Annotated in this window: 15 protein-coding genes; 6 read left to right on the top strand and 9 right to left on the bottom strand. The window is 58.2% G+C overall.

All coding sequences use genetic code 11. The features are described 5' to 3' along the window. Positions 1 to 106: 106 nt before the first annotated feature. The gene (locus CWI75_RS13645; protein ID WP_101522071.1) at positions 107 to 889 is read left to right on the top strand and encodes an SDR family NAD(P)-dependent oxidoreductase; all 783 of its coding nucleotides are present in this window, start codon (positions 107 to 109) and stop codon (positions 887 to 889) included. A 225-nt stretch (positions 890 to 1,114) separates the two neighbouring features. After that, a complete protein-coding gene (locus CWI75_RS13640; RefSeq protein ID WP_162300088.1) occupies positions 1,115 to 1,792 on the top strand; it encodes a GntR family transcriptional regulator in 678 nt (225 codons plus the stop codon). Positions 1,793 to 1,840: 48 nt separating this feature from the next. Here the strand turns inward: CWI75_RS13640 and CWI75_RS13635 are convergent, their stop codons facing one another. From CWI75_RS13635 to CWI75_RS13595, 9 genes are all read right to left on the bottom strand, one after another. Continuing rightward, on the bottom strand, positions 1,841 to 3,034 hold the full coding sequence (locus CWI75_RS13635; protein WP_101522069.1) for a thiolase family protein: 1,194 nt from the start codon (positions 3,032 to 3,034) through the stop codon (positions 1,841 to 1,843). A 4-nt stretch (positions 3,035 to 3,038) separates the two neighbouring features. After that, on the bottom strand, positions 3,039 to 4,493 hold the full coding sequence (locus tag CWI75_RS13630; RefSeq protein ID WP_101522068.1) for a pyruvate carboxylase: 1,455 nt from the start codon (positions 4,491 to 4,493) through the stop codon (positions 3,039 to 3,041). A 6-nt stretch (positions 4,494 to 4,499) separates the two neighbouring features. Further along, positions 4,500 to 5,867 (bottom strand): acetyl-CoA carboxylase biotin carboxylase subunit, encoded by a 1,368-nt coding sequence (locus CWI75_RS13625; protein WP_101522067.1) that lies wholly within the window; start codon positions 5,865 to 5,867, stop codon positions 4,500 to 4,502. Between the two features lie 8 nt (positions 5,868 to 5,875). Then, a complete protein-coding gene (locus tag CWI75_RS13620) occupies positions 5,876 to 6,397 on the bottom strand; it encodes an acetyl-CoA carboxylase biotin carboxyl carrier protein (protein ID WP_162300087.1) in 522 nt (173 codons plus the stop codon). A gap of 1 nt (position 6,398) precedes the next feature. Then, the gene (locus CWI75_RS13615) at positions 6,399 to 8,180 is read right to left on the bottom strand and encodes a pyruvate, phosphate dikinase (protein WP_101522065.1); all 1,782 of its coding nucleotides are present in this window, start codon (positions 8,178 to 8,180) and stop codon (positions 6,399 to 6,401) included. A gap of 2 nt (positions 8,181 to 8,182) precedes the next feature. Further along, positions 8,183 to 8,788 carry a hypothetical protein gene (locus CWI75_RS13610; RefSeq protein ID WP_101522064.1) on the bottom strand — a complete coding sequence of 202 codons (606 nt, stop codon included), beginning with the start codon at positions 8,786 to 8,788 and terminating at the stop codon, positions 8,183 to 8,185. A 3-nt stretch (positions 8,789 to 8,791) separates the two neighbouring features. Beyond that, a complete protein-coding gene (locus CWI75_RS13605) occupies positions 8,792 to 10,276 on the bottom strand; it encodes a class I adenylate-forming enzyme family protein (protein ID WP_101522063.1) in 1,485 nt (494 codons plus the stop codon). 5 nt (positions 10,277 to 10,281) lie between these two features. Further along, positions 10,282 to 11,838, bottom strand: a complete 1,557-nt coding sequence (locus CWI75_RS13600; protein WP_101522062.1) for a hypothetical protein — start codon at positions 11,836 to 11,838, stop codon at positions 10,282 to 10,284. Positions 11,839 to 11,910: 72 nt separating this feature from the next. Beyond that, on the bottom strand, positions 11,911 to 12,672 hold the full coding sequence (locus CWI75_RS13595; RefSeq protein WP_101522061.1) for a PEP-utilizing enzyme: 762 nt from the start codon (positions 12,670 to 12,672) through the stop codon (positions 11,911 to 11,913). 370 nt (positions 12,673 to 13,042) lie between these two features. On the opposite strand from CWI75_RS13595, the gene surE reads away from it, so the two are divergent. The 4 genes from surE (at position 13,043) to CWI75_RS13575 (ending at position 18,861) form a co-directional block, all read left to right on the top strand. Further along, a complete protein-coding gene (gene surE / locus CWI75_RS13590) occupies positions 13,043 to 13,900 on the top strand; it encodes a 5'/3'-nucleotidase SurE (protein ID WP_101522060.1) in 858 nt (285 codons plus the stop codon). Positions 13,901 to 13,914: 14 nt separating this feature from the next. Beyond that, on the top strand, positions 13,915 to 16,344 hold the full coding sequence (locus CWI75_RS13585) for an efflux RND transporter permease subunit (RefSeq protein WP_101522059.1): 2,430 nt from the start codon (positions 13,915 to 13,917) through the stop codon (positions 16,342 to 16,344). Next, the gene (locus CWI75_RS13580; RefSeq protein ID WP_101522058.1) at positions 16,344 to 17,384 is read left to right on the top strand and encodes a WD40/YVTN/BNR-like repeat-containing protein; all 1,041 of its coding nucleotides are present in this window, start codon (positions 16,344 to 16,346) and stop codon (positions 17,382 to 17,384) included. The genes CWI75_RS13585 and CWI75_RS13580 overlap by 1 nt, the downstream gene beginning before the upstream one ends. A gap of 97 nt (positions 17,385 to 17,481) precedes the next feature. Further along, the gene (locus CWI75_RS13575) at positions 17,482 to 18,861 is read left to right on the top strand and encodes a DUF1329 domain-containing protein (protein WP_101522057.1); all 1,380 of its coding nucleotides are present in this window, start codon (positions 17,482 to 17,484) and stop codon (positions 18,859 to 18,861) included. Positions 18,862 to 18,884: the final 23 nt, after the last annotated feature.

The following is an 18,884-nucleotide window of genomic DNA, read 5'->3' as shown; positions in this document are numbered from 1 at the left end:
GACAATTAATGCAATATAGGACAATAATGTCCTACTTAACCGAGGAATGCGGCTTGGGGTTGCCTTCTGGGCTAAGCACCCACAATAAATCTATGAAGGAGATAAAATGGGACGTTTACAGGATAAAGTTGCGATTGTTACAGGCGCCGGGTCAGGAATCGGGCGCGCTTGCATGGAGCTTTTTGCTCGTGAGGGGGCGAAGGTCGTCGGGTGTTCCAGGACCCAGAGTAATCTGGATGAAACGCTGGCCAACGTTTCCCGCGACGGCGGTGAGGGTATTGTAGTCGCGGCGGACCTGTCCACGCCTGAGGGGTCGCAGAAACTGGTTGATGCCGCGATTGCCAAATACGGGCGTGTTGATATTCTGCTGAACGGCGCAGGCGTGGGCTATTCCTGGGAGAAGACCCACGCCGGGTCGATGGGCGCGGTGACGGAGACCACGCCGGAGCTGTGGCGCGAGGTGATGGCCATTGACCTGGACTCGATTTTCTACATGTGCCGACTCGTGATTCCACACATGAAGGAGCAGGGCAACGGATCGATCATCAATATTTCTTCGGTGCTGGGGGTCAAGGGACACCCGGATGCACACGCCTACACTACGGCCAAGGGCGCGATCGTCAATCTCACACGCTCACTTTGCGCGGCCTACGCCCTTGATGGTGTGCGCGCCAACTGTGTCTGCCCCGGCTTTATCGATACACCGATGATTGAGACCCACATTTCCATGTTCGACGATGAGGCGGTGGCGGATCGCTTCTGTCCCATGCGTCGCACCGGCACGCCGGACGAGGTCGCGTACGGTTGCGTTTATCTGGCATCGGATGAGTCAACCTATACCAATGGGTCCATCATCATGATTGATGGTGGAACGTCGGCGCGTATCTAGGAGGGCAGGCCGCGGTCCGGGGCGGTATTATTGCTGCCCGGGGATCCATCCAGTCGTTATAGGGAGCCAATTGTGGTATAACCGAAAGCGATTTGTGTGCAGGAAATGCATCTGCACCAGCGTCGAACATCACACCAGCGTGGAAGCCGTGGAGCGAGCAGCGTGTTAGAAGATATGACAGCTAACAGGAATAATGAAACAGGAGTCCGAGGAAGCACGGAGGCAGTGGATCCGGGAAAATCTGTAAGCTCGCCGCGTCGCGTCATGGAAGCCATTCTCTCGGGCATCAAAAAAGGACGCTACGTCCCTGGACAGCGGCTTATTGAGGCTGACCTGACCCGAGAGCTGAAGGTGAGCCGGGGGCCGGTACGGGAGGCATTCAAGCGACTTGCCGGCGAAGGCGTCCTGGTGCTGAACAAGCATCGTGGCGCCTTTGTCCGGGCCCAGTCCCGCGACGAAGTCCGGGACATGATGTGCGTTCTGGAAGTCCTGGCGGGCCTCGCGGCCAAACTGGCCGCTCGACATATCAACGAAGGCGATAACCGCCAGCGGCTACAGGAAGCTTTCGAGTCGGCGATGCATGAAGGCGAGGAGGGCGAGACACTGGCGTTTCTGGATGAGCGTCGGCGGTTCTACGATACGCTGTACGATATCGGTCGCAATCGTGAGTTACAGCATATGGTGCCGCGAATGCAAATCAGTCTACTGCGTCTGCAGTTCCAGGCCTTCGTGTCGCGCAAACAGCACGAAAGTCAACTCAAGGAGCTGCACGCAATTGTCGAGGCAGTGATGGAGGGGGATTCCAAGAAGGCCGAGCGTACCGCAAGGGCGCATCTCCGCCGTCGACGCCTGAGTCTGACCACTCTGCCTGACGATGCCTACGCGGCCGCGACGCAGCACTGAGCGAAGTCGTCTCAGGCATGGATTGCAAACTGCATCTCCTTGCGGGGTCTACAGCCGTTTTATCAGTGTAGCGTTGGCCATGCCGCCGGACTCACACATGGTCTGCAGGCCATAGTTGCCCTTGCTTTCTTCAAGTGATCGCAACAGGTTACCCAGGAGCCGGCCTCCGGATGCCCCTACAGGATGACCCAGCGCTATGGCTCCCCCGAGCTGATTGATGCGTTTTGGATCTGCCCCGAAGTGTTTTTGCCAGGCGAGCACGACCGAGGCGAAAGCCTCGTTTACCTCGAATGCGTCTATGTCACCAATGGAGAGACCGGAGCGTCGAAGCAGTTTTTCCGTCGCCGGGATCACGCCAGTCAGCATCATAAGGGGGTCATCACCGACAACCGCAAATCCCTCGACGCTCGCGCGCGGCGTGAGATTGAGTCGGGCCGCGGTGCTCTCTTCTGCGATCAGGACGGCGCATGCGCCATCGGTCACCTGGCTTGCGTTGCCGGCGCTGACCGACCAGTTGATTTGCGGGAATCGCTCCAGCATGGCAGGATCTTCGAATGCCGGTTTCAGGCCTGCCAGCTTCTCCAGAGTGGTATCTCGTCGCAGGCCCTCGTCCCGGCTGACAGGCTGCATCCCGGGCGCATGGCCGAGAAGAGGGAGAATATCGCGTGCTGTGCTGCCCGTGTCTTCTGCTGCTGCGGCACGCTGGTGAGAGCGCAGTGCGAAACGGTCCTGTTCCTCGCGCCCAAGACCCCACTTCGCCGCTATAAGCTCAGCTGAGATGCCTTGCCCGACCAGACCCTGGGGATAGCGCGCGTGGTATGCACTACCCATATTATCCTTGCCCATGCGGTTCGCGCGCATGGGTACGCGGCTCATCATCTCCACGCCGCCGGCGATGACGAGATCGCAGGCACCGGCAATCACGCCCTGGGCCGCGAAATCCACCGCCTGCTGAGCAGAGCCGCATTTGCGATCCAGGGAGACGGCGGGCACGGATTCCGGGAAGCCAGCCGCAAGCACCGCTTGCCTGCCAATGTTTCCCGACTGTTCGGCCACCTGAATGACGCAGCCAGTGATAACATCCTCGATCAGAGCCGGATCCACGCTGTTGCGTTCTACTAAGCCCCGCAGCACCTGTGCGTACAGATCCACAGGATGCCAGTGCGCCAGGGCGCCCGATTCGCGGCCTCGCCCGAAGGGCGTTCGAATAACATCCACGATAACTGCGCGCCGGGTAGCCATAATATTACTTCCTCAAAGTGACACTGAGGTTCTGCGACTCGATTTGCACCAATGGTGCCTGCGCCACTTTCATCAATCGACCCACCTCTGCCAGCTCGGGAGAGGAGAGCATCGGGTAATCCCGCTGCACCGGTCCCGCTTCACGCATCCTCTTGAGATCTGCCTCTGGCATCAGGGCACGCAAAATCAGCTCGTCAGGGTCGCGGGTGCCATATTCCTTATAGAGTTCTTCCTCCGTGGGCTGCTGCGGGGGGTTTGCGGCGACCTTCTTTGCGCGCGGAGAACTCATGATACGGTCATAGATATTCTCGTCGATCGGCGCCACCGGATCGCCGTAGAAGCCGGCTGCGTACTGGATGACCTCGTCCGGGACGATTTTGTAGCGCTCACCATTAACTATATTGAGTACGGCCTGGATGCCGACGAGCTGGGAGAACGGAGTCGCCATGCCGGGATAGCCGAGTTCCGCGCGAACCTTCGCGGTCTCCATCAGCACATCATCCATGCGGTGGCTAAGGTTGTGTTTGGCCATCTGCGCTCGCAGTGTGCCGATCATGCCGCCGGGTATCTGGTGACTTGCAGAAAGCACATCGTACTCATGGTGCTGATTGACCAGGAAGCCGGCCGCCTTGCCGACTTTTTCGAAGTGTTCTGCCACCGGGGGCAGCATAGAGGTGTCGATGTTGTGTGTGTGTCCCAGTAGTTCGACGTTGCGGGTCATGATTTCAGTAGAGGGCACAGACGGGCCATTTGCCATGGGGCGGCTGGCAGTGTGCAGGATCCTGACGCCCAGCTCGATTGCGTCGCAGTAGGCCTTGCCGGACATGCCCAGTATATTGTTCGAGTGGAACTCGATCGGCTTGCCGCGGGCGTTCGCCTGAATGGCCGGTATAAGTGTCTGCATCCGTTCCTTATCCAGAACCCCGGCCGTATCGTAGAGAAGGATCGTGTCGATGTCGGGGCAAACGGACAGCTTGTCGGCTTTATCCGCGTAGTATTCGTCAGTGTGTACCGGGCTGGATGTGAACATGATCGAGCCCGCAACCTCGGAGCCAAACTCCTTGGCCACTTTCGCCAGACGGTGCATCTTGTCGATGTTGAAAAGGACATCATAGATCCAGAAAGAGCGGCAGCCGTGTACATTCAGCTGGCGCATCCACATGTCCATCATCGCGTCCGGTGTCACGCCGAAGGTCACCGAGGCGTTAGCGCGCATGCCGCCGCGAATCGGGGTGTTCGGCATGGACTCAGTCAACAAGTCCAGACTTTCCCAGGGGTTTTCACTGTTGACCCGGATCTGCACCTCGAACATCGAAGACCCGGCCAGGTCGATAACCCGGAAGCCGCTCTTGTCAAGGGTCGGGGTCATGGGCAGCGCCATGCCGGCGCGCATCTGCATGCCCCACAGACTCTGCTGTCCGTCGCGAAGTGTTTCGTCCAGAAATTCAATATGCGCCATAGCGCCTTACTCCTCTCGATTGGCGAATGCAGGCAGGCCGATTTTCTCCAGCCAGCTTGTCGTTATCAGGTTATTGCGAAAATCCGGGTGTCGGATGATGAAGTGTTGCAGTGGCATATTGGTCTTAATGCCGGCCAGCGAGAAGCGGCCAATGGCTTCATCCATGCGCTGCAGCGCTTCGCTGCGATTGTTGCCATAGACGATCAGCTTGCCAACCATACTGTCGTAATAGGGAGGAATCAGCGTTCCTTCGCTGCAGAATGTATCGAGGCGCACGAAGTCCATATCCGGTGGCTCCCAGGTGGTAAGGCGACCCGGACTCGGCCGGAATCCATGATCCGGATCCTCAGCGTTGACCCGGCATTCAATGGCGTGGCCGTGCAGTACGATATCGGATTGCTGCAAGTTCAGGGGTTCACCGCCAGCGAGCTGCAGCTGCATGGCAACCAGGTCTCGCCGTGAAATGAGTTCGCTCACCGGGTGCTCGACTTGGATTCTGGCATTGACTTCAATGAAATAGAATTCGCCTCGCTCGACGTCGAACAGGAATTCCACCGTACCGGCATTGCGGTAATTCAGGTCGGAGGTCAGCTTCACGGCCGCCGCATGCAGGTCGGCGCGAACCGCATCCGGCATGACCGTGCAGGGGGCCTCCTCAATCAGCTTCTGGTAGCGGCGCTGTACGGAGCAGTCGCGCTCGCCGAAATGCAGCACTCTCCCTTCGCCGTCACCGAACACCTGGACTTCCACGTGCCGGGCACTTTCGACAAAGCGCTCGATATATAGTGATCCATCGCCAAATGCTGCGCGTGCTTCTTCCGATGCCTTGTTGAAAGATGTCCTGACATCTTCTGGTCCACGCGCGAGGAACATGCCGCGGCCACCACCACCCGCCGTGGCCTTCATGACCACCGGATAACCGATCTCATCTGCGGCAGCGCAGGCGTCTTCGGCTGACTCCAGTGCCGGGGTGCCTGGCACGAGGGGGACGCCCGACGCCTCGGCAATGCGCCGTGCGCTGAGTTTGTCTCCCAGGGCTTCGATGGTTTCCGGACGCGGGCCCACGAATGCGATGCCGTTTTCTTCGCACAGCCTGGCCAGCGCAGGTCTTTCCGACAGGAATCCGTAACCGGGATGCAGGGCGTCACAGCCTGCACCCAGTGCGGCCTGCACTATCAGTTTCTCATCCAGGTAGCTGCGGGCGGGTTCCGCCGGACCAACAATGACCGTGCGGTGGGCCGTGCGTGCAGCAAGGCTTTCCGCATCGGCAGCCGAGCTGCCGAGTACGGTTTCAATTCCAAGGGAATGCGCTGCGCGAACGATGCGCACGGCAATTTCACCCCGGTTGGCGATGAACAGTCGTGAAATGGCCATATCGTGACCTATTCCGTAGGCTCAATGTAGAACAGAGGTTGATCGAACTCGACCATGTCACCATCTTCCACGCAGATGTGCCGGATTATGCCACGCATGCCGGCATGCACCGGCGTAAACAACTTCATTACCTCGATCAGGCAGATCTCAGTTTCATTGTCAACCTCGGCGCCGAGTTCGACATAGGAAGCTGCGCCAGGCTTCGGTGCCCGGTAGAAAATCCCCAGGTTAGGTGCCTTCACTACCACACAGTTGTCTGGAACCAGCGTGCTCTCAACGACCGGCGCAGCAGTGGGCTGGGCTGCCGCAGCGCTGCCTAACGGTTGTTGGGGGGCTGTAGCAGGCGCCGGCGCCACTGTAGTCGCGGGTACCTGCGCCGTCTGCGCGCCTTGCCAGGGTGCCCCGGCAGAGTTCGGGTCGCGCGACAGGAAAATTCTGAAGTCCTCGACTTGTAGCGCCAGCTCTTGCCACTCCGAGTCATCGAAGATCTGGATCAGGTTCTTGATCTCGTCTGCAGTCACATTTTTCATGTCAGTCGTTCTCTGTTGATGGAATTGATTCTGTTGTGCCCCCGGCATGGATTGCTGCCAGCAGGGCCGGCAACGTGGGTTCGGCGACGATATATTCCAGTCCCGCTTGCAGCGCGGCTTTCACGCCCGCTTCACTGGCAATCGCACCGCCGCGGGCACCGCGGGCACCTTTTATCAGTGCCGGCAGGTTAGCCGGGTCTGCCGCGTCGTCGTTGCTTTCGAGGTCCAGCGTGTCTTGCGGTGCCTCGTCGGGACGGTATACGATGAGCGGGCTGTGTTTGCGCGCCCAGGACAGGAGTTCGGCAAGGCGATCGTCTTCAGTTTCCTGAGGTCTGACAACTTCCAGCGCACCGCTGTAGATCTTGCCGTGCTCTCCGTCGACGGTCACTAGCTGGCCATGCAGCGCGGTGACCGCCCCGACGCCGCAACCAACTACACTGGGCAATCCCAGCGCACGGCCCACGACGGCGGCGTGAGAGGTGGAGCCCCCTTGTTCGGTAATGACCGCTCGTGCCACGAGCATGCCGTGTACATCGTCGGGGCTCGTCGTCGCAGTTGCCAGGACCACATCCTCTCCGGTATGCGCACGGCGTTCGGCTTCATCCGCATCGCTTACAACCGTGCCAACGCCGATGCCGTGGGATACGCCAAGACCGCTGGCAAGAACAGTTGCGCCTGCGCTAGCGCCCTCGCCCAATCGCGGGCTGAGTATGCTGTGGACCTGATCTGGATTGACCCGCCGTATGGCATCTTCAATATCTATATGGCCTTCGCGGTACATGTCTACGGCAATACGCACGGCAGCCGCGGGGGAGCGTTTTGCGGTGCGCGATTGCAGTAGATAGAGTTTGCCGTGCTGCACCGTGAATTCGATGTCCTGGACCTCCCGGTTGGCGCTTTCCAGTATCTGTGCAGCGTCGATCAGCGCCTTGTAGGCGTCCGGCACAGCGACTTTCATGTCATCAAGGTGCTCGGGTGTATATTTGCCGGAGACGACATCCTCGCCCTGGGCGCAGCGCAGGTACTCACCGTAAGGCACCGGTTCACCGGTAAGCGGATTACGGCTGAACAGAACGCCGGTCCCGCTATTCTGGTCCAGGTTGCCAAATACCATGGCCTGAACGGTGACTGCCGTGCCCAGGCTGTCCGGGATATCGTGGTGCTTGCGATAGCGTTTCGCCCGGCGCGAAGTCCAGGAACGGAAAACGGCTTCTATCGTAGCCTTGAGCTGCTCTATGGGCGCATCAGGGACCGCTTCGCCGGCTGCTTTCTCGATTCTCGCGCGCCACTCTGACAGCTCTTGGTCATCGCTTAACTTCGGAACGGGAACCTTGAGCACGATCTCTCCATACAGCTCATGAAAGCGGCGATAGGTGTCGCGGGCAAACCGGTCATCGCCGGATTCAGCCGCAAACGCCTGCATGGTCTCGGCGTTGATGCCCAGGTTGAGAACGGTGTCCATCATTCCGGGCATGGAAATCGGCGCCCCGGAACGGACCGAGACCAGTAGGGGTGCATTGCCCCGGCCGTATGTCCTGCCCGTTTGACCTTCCAGCCACTGCATGGCCGCCTGCAGTTCGTCGTCCAGCCCCGCAGGCAGTTCGCCTGTTTCCAGATAGGCGGCGCAGGCCTCGGTCGTGATTACAAAGGCGGGCGGGACGGGTAGTCCCTGGCGCAGCATATGGGCGATGGACCAGGCCTTGCCTCCAATAAGCGCTTTTTCGGGCAGATCGCAGCCATCGAGAGCAAGCAGCCATTTGCCCTGTAAGGGGGTGGTGGCCATGCTCAGGATTCCTCTCGTTCGCGACCCATGATACGGAGCAGATCCTCATGTAACTCGAACCAGACGGTGTGGTAGCTCTCAATGGTAGCATCGCTGACCCAGCTTATGTCGCCGTCTTCTGCCTTTTCCAGCGCCGAAAGCAGTTTTTCCCGATAGCGATTAAGACGTGATTCTTGGCGACCAAGGCGCTCCAGAACCCCGTCCACCCGTTCGTGAATATCGCTGATGCGGTCGATAATCGCGGAGTCATAGTCCTTATCCGAATGATCATTGGCCACGGTCTGCCCACCAATCTCGATGGTCTGCCACTCCGTGATGACCTGCTTCAGGTCATTGTTGATGCGTTCGAAGTCTTCGTAGGCTGCAACAAATTCCTCGTCGCGGCGCAGACTACCGTAAGCCTTACTGTACGCTGACTTGAGCATTATCTGCCCCGTTGGCGTCAACAGGTACTTGTCATTCACCTCACTCACTCGTCCCTTGGCTACTGCCTGGGACAATAGTTGCTGGACAGTGGTGGATTCGAGTCCGGTGATAGAGCAGATATCATCCACAGTCGCGTATTTCTTGACGGCGATGCCGTGCATTACCAGTTGTAAATCCTGCATTCTTTATACCTCCCGAGTCTCGCCAGAGTCGCGTTTAACGATTGTTTCGCGGACCTTTCTGCGCAGAATCTTGTTTGCTGCGCTCTTGGGTAGCTCCTGCCAGACTTCTACTCTTTTAGGGCACTTATAACTCGCGAGATGTGCTTTTGCCCACGCGAGAACAACATCGCTGTCGAGATCCGGGCGTCCGGACACGACGGCTTGCACGCGATCACCCCATTTTTCGTCTGGAAGGCCAATCACGGCCGCCTCAACGACCCCGTCGCAGGCCATCAGAATGTCCTCGACTTCTCGTGGGTACACGTTGAATCCGCCGGAGATCAGCATGTCATTCTTGCGATCCAGCAAGTAGAAAAAGCCGTCTTCATCCATGGTGCCGATGTCGCCAGTGTGCAGCCAGCCGTTGCGCATGGCTTTTGCCGTCGCATCCGGCCGGTTCCAGTAGCCTGCCATGATCTGAGGGCCGCGCACGCAAATTTCACCTGTCTCTCCGGGAGGCAGGGGCTGATCGTTGTCGTCGAGAACCGCAACGTCGGCGATGACGAAGGGGCGGCCACAGGAGCCGATGCGGTCGTGGTCCTCGGGTTTCAGGCAGGTGATGACCATCGGGCTTTCTGCCTGTCCGTAGCTCTGTGCAAACACCCGGCCAAAGCGCGATTCCGCGCGTTCAAGCAGCCGCGGTGAGATGGGTGAGGCACCGTAGGCGATTCGACGAAAACTGAGGTTCGCATCCTCTATACCGGGGACTTCAAGAATCATCGCCAGCATGGTCGGGACGAGGAAAGTCAGGTTGGCCTGTGTTTCCACTGCCAGTCTGACGAACTCCTCGGCATCAAACCTGGGCATGATCAACGAATGCGCGCCGCGACATAGCGCCGGCAGGAAAAAAGCACCAGAGGCGTGGGCGATAGGAGCTGCATGCAGGAAGCTGTCGCCTTCCCTGATATCCGGGACCAGGTCAGTGAGAAACGCGGACAGTTCGCTGAGCTCGCCGCGGGTGGAGAGTGTCACGGCTTTGGGCTGACCAGTCGTGCCACCTGTAAAGCCGAGACGCAGCGGCGCGTCCATGTCCCGGTCGACCGCGCAGGTGCTGTTATCGCCCTGGTCGGTCATCAGACCCAGCCGTTTGCGGTCGATGACAAATTCGACATGATCATCCAGGTTTTCGCTGGTATCGTGAATCACCGCCCGGCTGCCGCTCTCGCCCAGCTTGAAGCGATGGTCCTCAATGGTTTCGCGCGTATTCAGGCCCACTCGCACCAGGCCACACTTGGCCAGGGCATAGTAGGCCACCAGGCAATCGATGCTGTTAGGTAGCATCACGCCCACGCGGTCTCCTGGCTTGAGGCCTATCTCAAGCAGGCTGTTACCCAGGCGGTTCGTCGCGGCGTCAAACTCCCGGAAACTGACCATCCTGCTGCCTTCACTAAGACAGGGGGCGTCGCCGAAGTGCCTGGCCGCGCGGCTGATCAGGCTACTGATTTGCATGGCTGCTATCCCTTGTTGTTTTTCTGGCGGAGTGCTTCCACATCGTCACGGCGTAGCCCTGCGCCCTTGTCAGCAAGATTGCGTGAGTGCTTCTGATAGAGTTTGTACAGTGCGTCGGCCTCGGGCGTTTCATAGCGGTACTTGACTGTGGTTTCGCAAAAGAGTCGATTTTCCGCCTTGTAAAGTTCCGGCTGGAACTTCCGAACCCGCGCGTTGTATTCGTCAATGCTCAGTGTGCCCTCGGTTGTGCGGTAGGCATCTTTTTTCTCATCCAGATAGGTGATACCCGGCTCCACGCCGCCAACAGTAGGGGCATAGTCACCGTCGACAAGAATGGAGTAGGGGATAGGTGAATAGATGCGCGTGGGTGCATCGTTGTGCATCATCATCATGTAGTCGTTGATCTGGTGGCTGGGGCCCGTGCCGACACAGATTTCGCCAAGTGCGTCCCGGCTGTATTCATCGTTCAGCAATGGACGGAAGCGCTCGGCGCGCTGATCAATCTTGATCCAGTCTTCTGGATCGTAGCAGCCGGCGATGTGTGCCATGTCCTTGAAGATTGCGTAATAGGTCAGAGCGCCCGCATCCAGCATCTGGTCCCGGGACCAACCTGCCATCTTCTGCCACAGGCGGCTCATCGCATCCTTGACCCTGGTGTTCAGATCGAGAAATGTCTGGGTCAGCTCTTCCCGGCTGTCCATGCCAACCGGCAGGAAGCCGTCGCTCAGGGGGCCGGAGGTATACAGGCCGACACCGACGATGTTTTCGTCCTTGAACTCCGGGTCGGACTCGAAGCTGCCCCAGTCGTCCATGATATTGAAATTGACGCCCTGAGTGGCCATGGTGACCGTGAGGTTGTTATAAGGTACGCCTTCGGCAACATCGTCAAGCCAGGGGAAGTCGTATTCTGCGATGTCGTTAAAATCCCTCACAATCATCTGTCGGTCATCGCCCAGGTTATATGGACCATGGTTGTGCAGGCTGATACGACTTTCACAGGCGATCAGAAATGCATATTGCGACGCAGAAGCGACGAATGCCTGAGCGGCCTGGTGTAGGGAGTCGCCGACTTCACAATCATAGAGATCCGCGTGAAAGACCTGCAGTTGCGCTTCGGAGTGAATCTGGCCGCGGTGGCCGCCCTCAAATGCCGTTTTGTGTCCGGAATTGCGGCGAAAGGACAGCTCGAAACGCTTCCAGAAATCCAGTATGTAGGCGACGTCTTCGGCGGCATCTTGTGGCCGCAGGAGGCCCATGTTGATCATCCACTCGCGACCCAGCAGGTAAAAGCAGGGCAAGCCCCACATGGCGATGGCGTTGACCTTTGCACCCATGTGGCGAGCACGGTCACCCACTTCCTCCGCGCTCATGTTGTCTTCGATCTTACGCAGCAGTGCGGGGTAGCGATAGAAGGCGTTGAGGTAGGACATCAACATGTAGGCCGGTACCGGGAATAGCTTGGATTCCTGCACGGTACGGGTGACGCACAGCCAGTAGGTTTCGTCGCCGTTGATCTGCAGCAGATTGTTGCTTTCCAGTAGTTGTGCATAATCGAGTTTCATTAGTTCGATCCTTTATTGCTGTTATTGCGAGCATCACACGAGCGATGCGACGTTTCGGTCATCGGGGTGCTATCAGTCGTCGCGTTTGGCTGTGCGCCAGATATTGCCTGTTACTTCGCGCTTTGTCTGACCCTGGTAATCGTCGGCAGTCTTGGCGCGGGCAGTGGACTCGATGGACACCGTGTCGCCCTCCATGATGCCGTTGACCTTGGCGTTCATCAGGCAAGGTATGCCGTACTCTCGTGTCAGGATGCCCAGGTGCGAGCGCACGGTTCCACCTGCGCATATGACGCCTTTGAACTGTTCCAGGATTGGTGCTGTAAGTGTGCCGCCGGAGTCGTCGATCACGGCTATCGTGTTTTCAGGCACTCCCTCTGTGAGCCACTTCAGGACGCGGTCTGTCGAGCGTATATAGCGGGCAATGCCGGTGGTGTTTTCGTTGTAGCGCACGACGTTGTCGCCGACGCCACGGAGTTCACGACCTTCTGCATCCGGCTCCGCTATTGGCGCATCAGGGTGCTGGAAGCAGAAGGCGGCAAGATCGGCATCACTGGTCCCCTCTGCTGGCTTGTAGGCGTCCGGGCGCTCTTTCTGTGAAATGCCCGCGGACCAGTCGTAGCGGTGACCGGCATCCACCAGGTCGCTGTCGACCGCCTCGAAGTCTTCTTTGGTAATCAGTGTGTTGGCGTCGCCAAGCACAAAGTCTTTCCAGTCGGCGCCTGATTCCTCGAATCGTTGACGGACAATCTCATGCAGGCTGCCATGAAAGGCGGCGACCACCGCGGAGGGTGATTCATCGCCGTATTTGTCGGTATCCACAAATAACTTGGTCATGGTTTTCTCCTTGTTTAAATTATTGTCACATTGCCGTGTGGCGTGTTCCGAAGGATACTTTGCAGTCTACATAGCGCCGCCTGGTTATACAACATTGTACTACAATGAAAATGATATTATTTTTATTCTCACGCTTGTTTCGCCGCAAAAGCCAGTAAACACGGCCCTTGGCCCCAAGCGTTTGCGAAAACATTGTCCCATATGCTGTCCCGAAAGTTACGCAAAAGATATTGCAGGGCTTTTACAGCAGCAAATCTTGTTATACAGTGTTGTTGTTGTACAATAATATTGTCGGACAATAAAGAATAAATTCAAGCCGGTGGGGCGTAATCTGTATCCCGCGAAAACCACCCGGCAACGAGGAAGTGCCATGAGAGACCTTTCCGACCACCGCATTCTTTTGGTAAACGATGATGGTATTGATGCGCCGGGGATGAAGATTCTCGAAGAAGCGGCGAGGCAGATTTCGAATGATGTCTGGGTCGTCGCGCCGGACGACAATCGTTCTGGTGCATCGCATTCCCTGTCAATCCATTCTCCCATGCGGGTTTACAAGCGTGACGACAGGCACTTCGCCGTGCGTGGTACGCCGACAGAGTGCACCATGCTGGGTATCCATGAGCTCATTGCAGACGGGCGCCCCTCGGTCTGCATATCCGGTATCAACCGCGGACCCAACCTGGCAGAGGATACGGCCTATTCCGGAACGATTGCCGCTGCCCGGGAAGCCACCCAGCTTGGTGTCCCCGCCATCGCCATCAGCCAGGTGTTTGCGGCGGGAGAAAAGAACTTCACAGTGGGTGAGGACCGAAAGATCCACTGGGAAACGTCGGAGCAGTGGTGCCTGCCGCTGTTGCAGCAGTTGCTGCAACAGGAGATGCCCCCCGGGGTGTTCCTCAATGTCAATTTCCCCGGCGTCCCGCCCGACGAGGTTGAGGGTGTCAGGGTCACGATCCAGGGGCAGAGGCCGCCTGGGTGTTATATCCCAGAAAAACGCACCGATGGCCAGGGGGATCCCTATTACTGGATCATGCTGTCCTACAGGGATGGCGATTCGCATCCCGACTCCGATTTGCGCGCCATCGCCGATAACTGTATTTCGGTTACACCGCTGAAACTCGATCTCAGTGCTCTGGAACACCGCGAAAAGCTGATAGCTGAGCTGCCGGAGTCACTATCGCAACGCTTGAGCCCTGTCGGGCCGGCGGTCTCGAACGCCAACACATAACAGAGGAATAGTCGATGGGTACAGTGCGTCACGCGATAGCCGTCTGGACATTCAGAAACCAGGTGCTGGCCATCACGGTGATCCTGTTGATCACAGCGATTTCTGCGGCGGGTTTGCCGCACGTTCAGATAAAGACCATATTTTCCGACATGCTGCCGACCGGGCATCCCTATGCGGAAACTTTTCGCGATCATCCGAACTTCGGCAACCCACTGACGCTATCAGTCATGATAAAGCGTACCAACGGCGATATTTACAACACCGACACGCTGCAGAAAGTCTGGGACATGACGCGGGATATTGACCTGGCTCCGGCAGTGGATCACGACCAGGTATTGTCGATTACCACATCGAAGGCTCGCTACGCCGAAGCCACGCCCTACGGCATTAATATGCGTCCATTGATGGACAGCACGGTGCCGCAGACGGAATCCGACCTTGACGAGTTCCGCGCTCGCGTCGAGCGTTCCCCAAATGCGCGTGGATTCCTCGTTTCAGAAGACGGTACGGCAACGCTGGTGCAGGCAACATTCATCGAGCATCGACTGGATTTTGGAGAGACGTTTGCCTACGTGCAGGATCTCGTAGAGTCCGCACGGGACGAAAATCATGAGGTGCATCTCGCCGGTGAGCCTGCGCTGATTGGCTGGGTGTATGAATATCAGGAGCAGATGCTGTGGATTTTTGGGGTGACGCTACTCGCCCTGTTTGCCGCACTTTTCCTTTATATGCGCAATATCGCAGGGGTCGTGACGCCAGCCATCACTGGCGTGATCTCCGCTATTTGGGGGTTTGGCTTTGCCGGCTGGATGGGTCTTGCGGTCGACCCCCTGCTGCTGCTGGTGCCGCTGTTGCTGGTCGCCCGTGCGTTTAGCCATACCGTGCAGTACATCGAGCGTTTCTACGAAATACTGGATGTCGTGGGCGATAAGCACAAGGCGGGCGAGCTGTCCCTGCGCGTCATGCTCGGGCCGGGTGTGCTCGGAATCGTTACCGATGCACTGGCGATACTGTTGATAGTGCTCGCGCCGATTCCCGCGATGCAGCGATTTGCAATCTTCGCCGGCTACTGGGCGCTTATCCTGCTGCCCACCTCTGTGCTCCTGGCACCCCTCATCCTGACTCGTCTGCCGACACCGCGCAATCTGCACGTCATTGTCGCCCGAGACGACAGCGCGGGAGGTGTTCATCAGTGGATGGCGCGAATGTTGTCTCATGTGGCGACGCTGACTACTGGAACCCGAGCGCGCTATACCGCCATTGTGCTGGTGCTGTGTGGCGCTGTATCGATCTACTTCGGTGCGGCCATCAAGGTGGGTAACCCCGTAGAAGGTAGTGCACTGCTTTGGGAGGACTCTGAGTACAATGTCGCTGTGCGCAATATCAATGACAACTTTCCCGGCGTTAATACGCTGGAGCTTGTGCTTGAGTCGAAAGAGACGGGCACACTGGAGAAGACCGCGCGCAAGGCAGACGCCGTGCATACAATGCTCGCCCTGCAGGACATCATGGAGCGTTCTGACAGCCCGCCCCGCGCGACACTGTCCTTTGCCGACTACCTTGCCGAGGGGGCCCGCCTGTATAACGGCGGCGATCCGCGCTGGATGCCCCTGGATCCCAATGACCGTGCCACACAGGCAGCGGCGTCTGCTGCGATGATGGGCAGTGGCCCCAAGGCCTTCAGTCACGTCATCGACATGAAGCAGCAGAATGCTACCGTGTCATTGTGGTATCGCGACAACCGGCAGGAAACGGTAGACAAGGCGCTTGCCGATGCCCGTGCCGCCGTAGAGCAGGTCGGCAAGGAGCACCCCAACTTTACGGTTCGACTCGGCAGCGGCACGATCGCCCTGCAGCAGGCAGTGAATGATACCGTCAAGGACCATTATTGGGTGATCGTAGTGGTCCTCAGTCTTCTTATGTTCGTGCTCTCAGCGATTGCTTTCAAGTCAGTGCTCGCCGGCATCATCCTCGTGTCCCAGGTCAATATGGCGAATTTCGTCATCATCGCTATGCTGTATGCGATGGATATGGGGCTCGATATTAACTCACTGCTGGTTGCAGCGATGGGCATTGGCGTGGGTATCGATTATGGCATCTACCTGTTGGCCCGTGTCTGCGACGAGTACGAGAACCAGGGTGGTGATTTCGAGGCGATTATCAGGGAAGCGGTGACGACTACCGGTCGCGCTATTGCGTTCACGGCGACAATCATGCTGATTGGCATCATGCCATGGTACTTCCTGTCAGGTCTTAAGTTCCTTGCGGATATGGGGCTGTTGCTGGGTGCTGTTATGGTCATCAACATGATCATGGCGCTGTTCGTATTACCGGTAATGGTCTGGTTCCTCAAGCCGCGGTTTGTGCAGCGCGACGACCTGCTGATCAGCGAGCACTTGAATCTTGCAGAATTGCGGCCGGTGCAGTCAGAGGGAGGAGTGTGATGTCGTTGGACCTTCAGGACGTGTCAGCAGGGCAAAATGCCATGTTAAATGTGGCAGTAAAAAATCTTGCCCGTTTGTCTTCAGCTGGGCTTCTTCTGGCGGTGTTCGCCGTCACCACGGCTGTCAGCTCAGTCCAGGCGAGTAGTGGAGAGGTGCCAGTGTCCGTGGAGCTTATCCGGGAGGGTGTGGCGCACCGACCGTTGTTTGGTATCTCCTTCCCCGATGACGGGAAGCGCGGCGCAGCAGTGGGTGGCCGCGGCACTGTTTTGCTTACCAGCGACAGTGGTAATAGTTGGTCTGTCCACGAGGTTGATACGAACCTGGCATTACTGGATGTGGCATTGGCAGAGGACCGCATTATTGTCGTGGGGCAGATGGGGCTCATACTGGTACGGGACAAGGACGGCACGTGGATTGAGCGCCCGGTGGACATCAAGGAGCGCTTGCTGTCGGTTGACGCACACGCGGATGGGCTGGCAGTCGCGGTTGGCGAGTTCGGCCAGGTGCGGATATCCATTGATGGTGGCACAACGTGGGCCGCCCCCGATGTTGAGTTCTCGAGTTTTGTAGATGAGGGCTACGACCCTCACCTGTATGCGGTCGAAATCACGAATGCCGGACGCATCATCGTCGCTGGCGAATTTGGCGTGGTGGTGATCAGCGATGACCGCGGGGCGAGCTGGCGGTTAGTGCGCAAGGGTGACGAGTCGATTTCCGCTTTGCATGTCCGTAGCGACGGCACAGGCTATGCCGTGGGTCAAAACGGTATCGTGCTGAAGACGATAGATTCAGGCGATCGCTGGGAGCGGGTCGATTCCGGGCTTGGCGGCAACTTGCTCGGCGTCAGTTCTTCACCGGATGGGCTGGTTATTGTCCCCGGTATGCGCAGTATGCTGGTGAGCACTGACGACGGCGCTACGTTTGTTCCCGTGCAGGATTCGGATGTGAACTCCAACTGGTATCAGCAGGCCGCCACGGCCGGAGGCGGCACATTCGCCGTGGGTCATACAGGCAGGATACTGCGACTTTCCGTGCCATGAACAGATTCCCCCCTGAGTCAGGGGGGAATCGAACTCAAGGTGATCAGCGCGGATGGGCGACGATGACTGCGCGAGCCCTCAGTAAGGAGGTAAGATTATGCATTTCATCAGGCGTTTCGACGGTCCGCACAGCAGGCGGCACTTTCTGGCCACGCTGTCACGCGGCGCCATAGCCGCAGGTGTTCTCGCGCCACTGTGGCCGACCCTGGCGCGCGCCGGTGATACCGATGGCGTCTATCCGGACGAGCTGCTCAGTCTCGACATGTACACCGGAGGCAAAATAGCCGCCGGCGACACAATCTCCGCGGATAATGTTGAGTACGTGCGTGATCTCCTCGACGATATCAAGTACGAACAGATCGCCAGCATGGGGCGAAGCATGCAGGTGGCTTCTACTACCACCGATATCATGCAGCTGTCCCCCAGGGACTATATCGAGGCAACCGTACGCAACCAGGGCAGGGCACGGTTCAATGATCGCGGCAACGTGGTCAATGACGATGGCAGGCCCTGGATCGGCGGAAACCCCTTCCCCGAAGCGCGCAGTGGGCTCGAGCTGTTTGCGGCGCTGACCCTGAGCTGGGGCCGGCACGACGCATCGCTTTATGCCATCAAGGAATACGACCTGTCGCGAGAGGGCGATGTACAGTATGAGTACGAAACCGTATGGGCAGAACTTGCCACCGTCGCCAGAGTCACGCTGGAGGAGCGCCCTTACTGGTCCGGACACGAGGACAAACTCCGTTACCAGAGCGTTGTGTTTACCTCACCCGAGGACGTCTCGGGTACCTCTTACCTGAATATCTGGCCCTATGACCAGAACGAGTTCCCCGACTTGCTCGGTTACCTCCCGGATTTCAAGCGAATTCGGGTGTTTCCGACGAATCAGCGCTTCGAACCTCTTGTGCCGGGGGGTACGCTATACCTTTCGGATGCCTGGGCAGCCGGGGATCCGCTGCACACATGGGGCAATTACCGCATCATCGATCGGGGACCTTTCCTGGCCGCCGTTTCCGACGGCTGGAATCCGCAACACCCCAACTGGGAGCACACAACGCATGGTGGGCCGAAGGGCACGACGTTCTGGGATACGACGGTGCAGCTTATCCCCGAAGCCATTGTGGTGGAAGCTGAGCCGCTAAGCTTCAAGCGGGCGCCGGTGAGCAAGAAGCGGGTGTGGTTCGATGCCCGCACGGGGCTTCCGTTGGCGATGAATACCTACGATCACAAGGGCGAAGTATATCGCAGCTTCGACGGGGCCTTTAGCATCTATCAATCGGGGGACCGAAGCGTCATGGATGGCGACAGCCCCTACTGGTCCTGGACCCATGTCCACGCTTTTGATATTCAGACAGGACGCATGTCGAGACTCGAGCAGGTCAAAGAGATATCGGGCGGGCATCGTACCGCGGTTAACGACGAAAGTATTTACCAGCGATACTTGACGCGGAATGCTCTTCGGCGCCTGGGCTACTGACACTGTGCAATCTAATGGTCGGA

The organism is Kineobactrum sediminis (assembly GCF_002868715.1).
In the GTDB taxonomy this organism is placed as follows: Bacteria; Pseudomonadota; Gammaproteobacteria; order Pseudomonadales; family Halieaceae; genus Kineobactrum; species Kineobactrum sediminis.
Note: the sequence above shows the minus strand (reverse complement) of the source record. Positions and strands in the feature narration are given on the sequence as shown.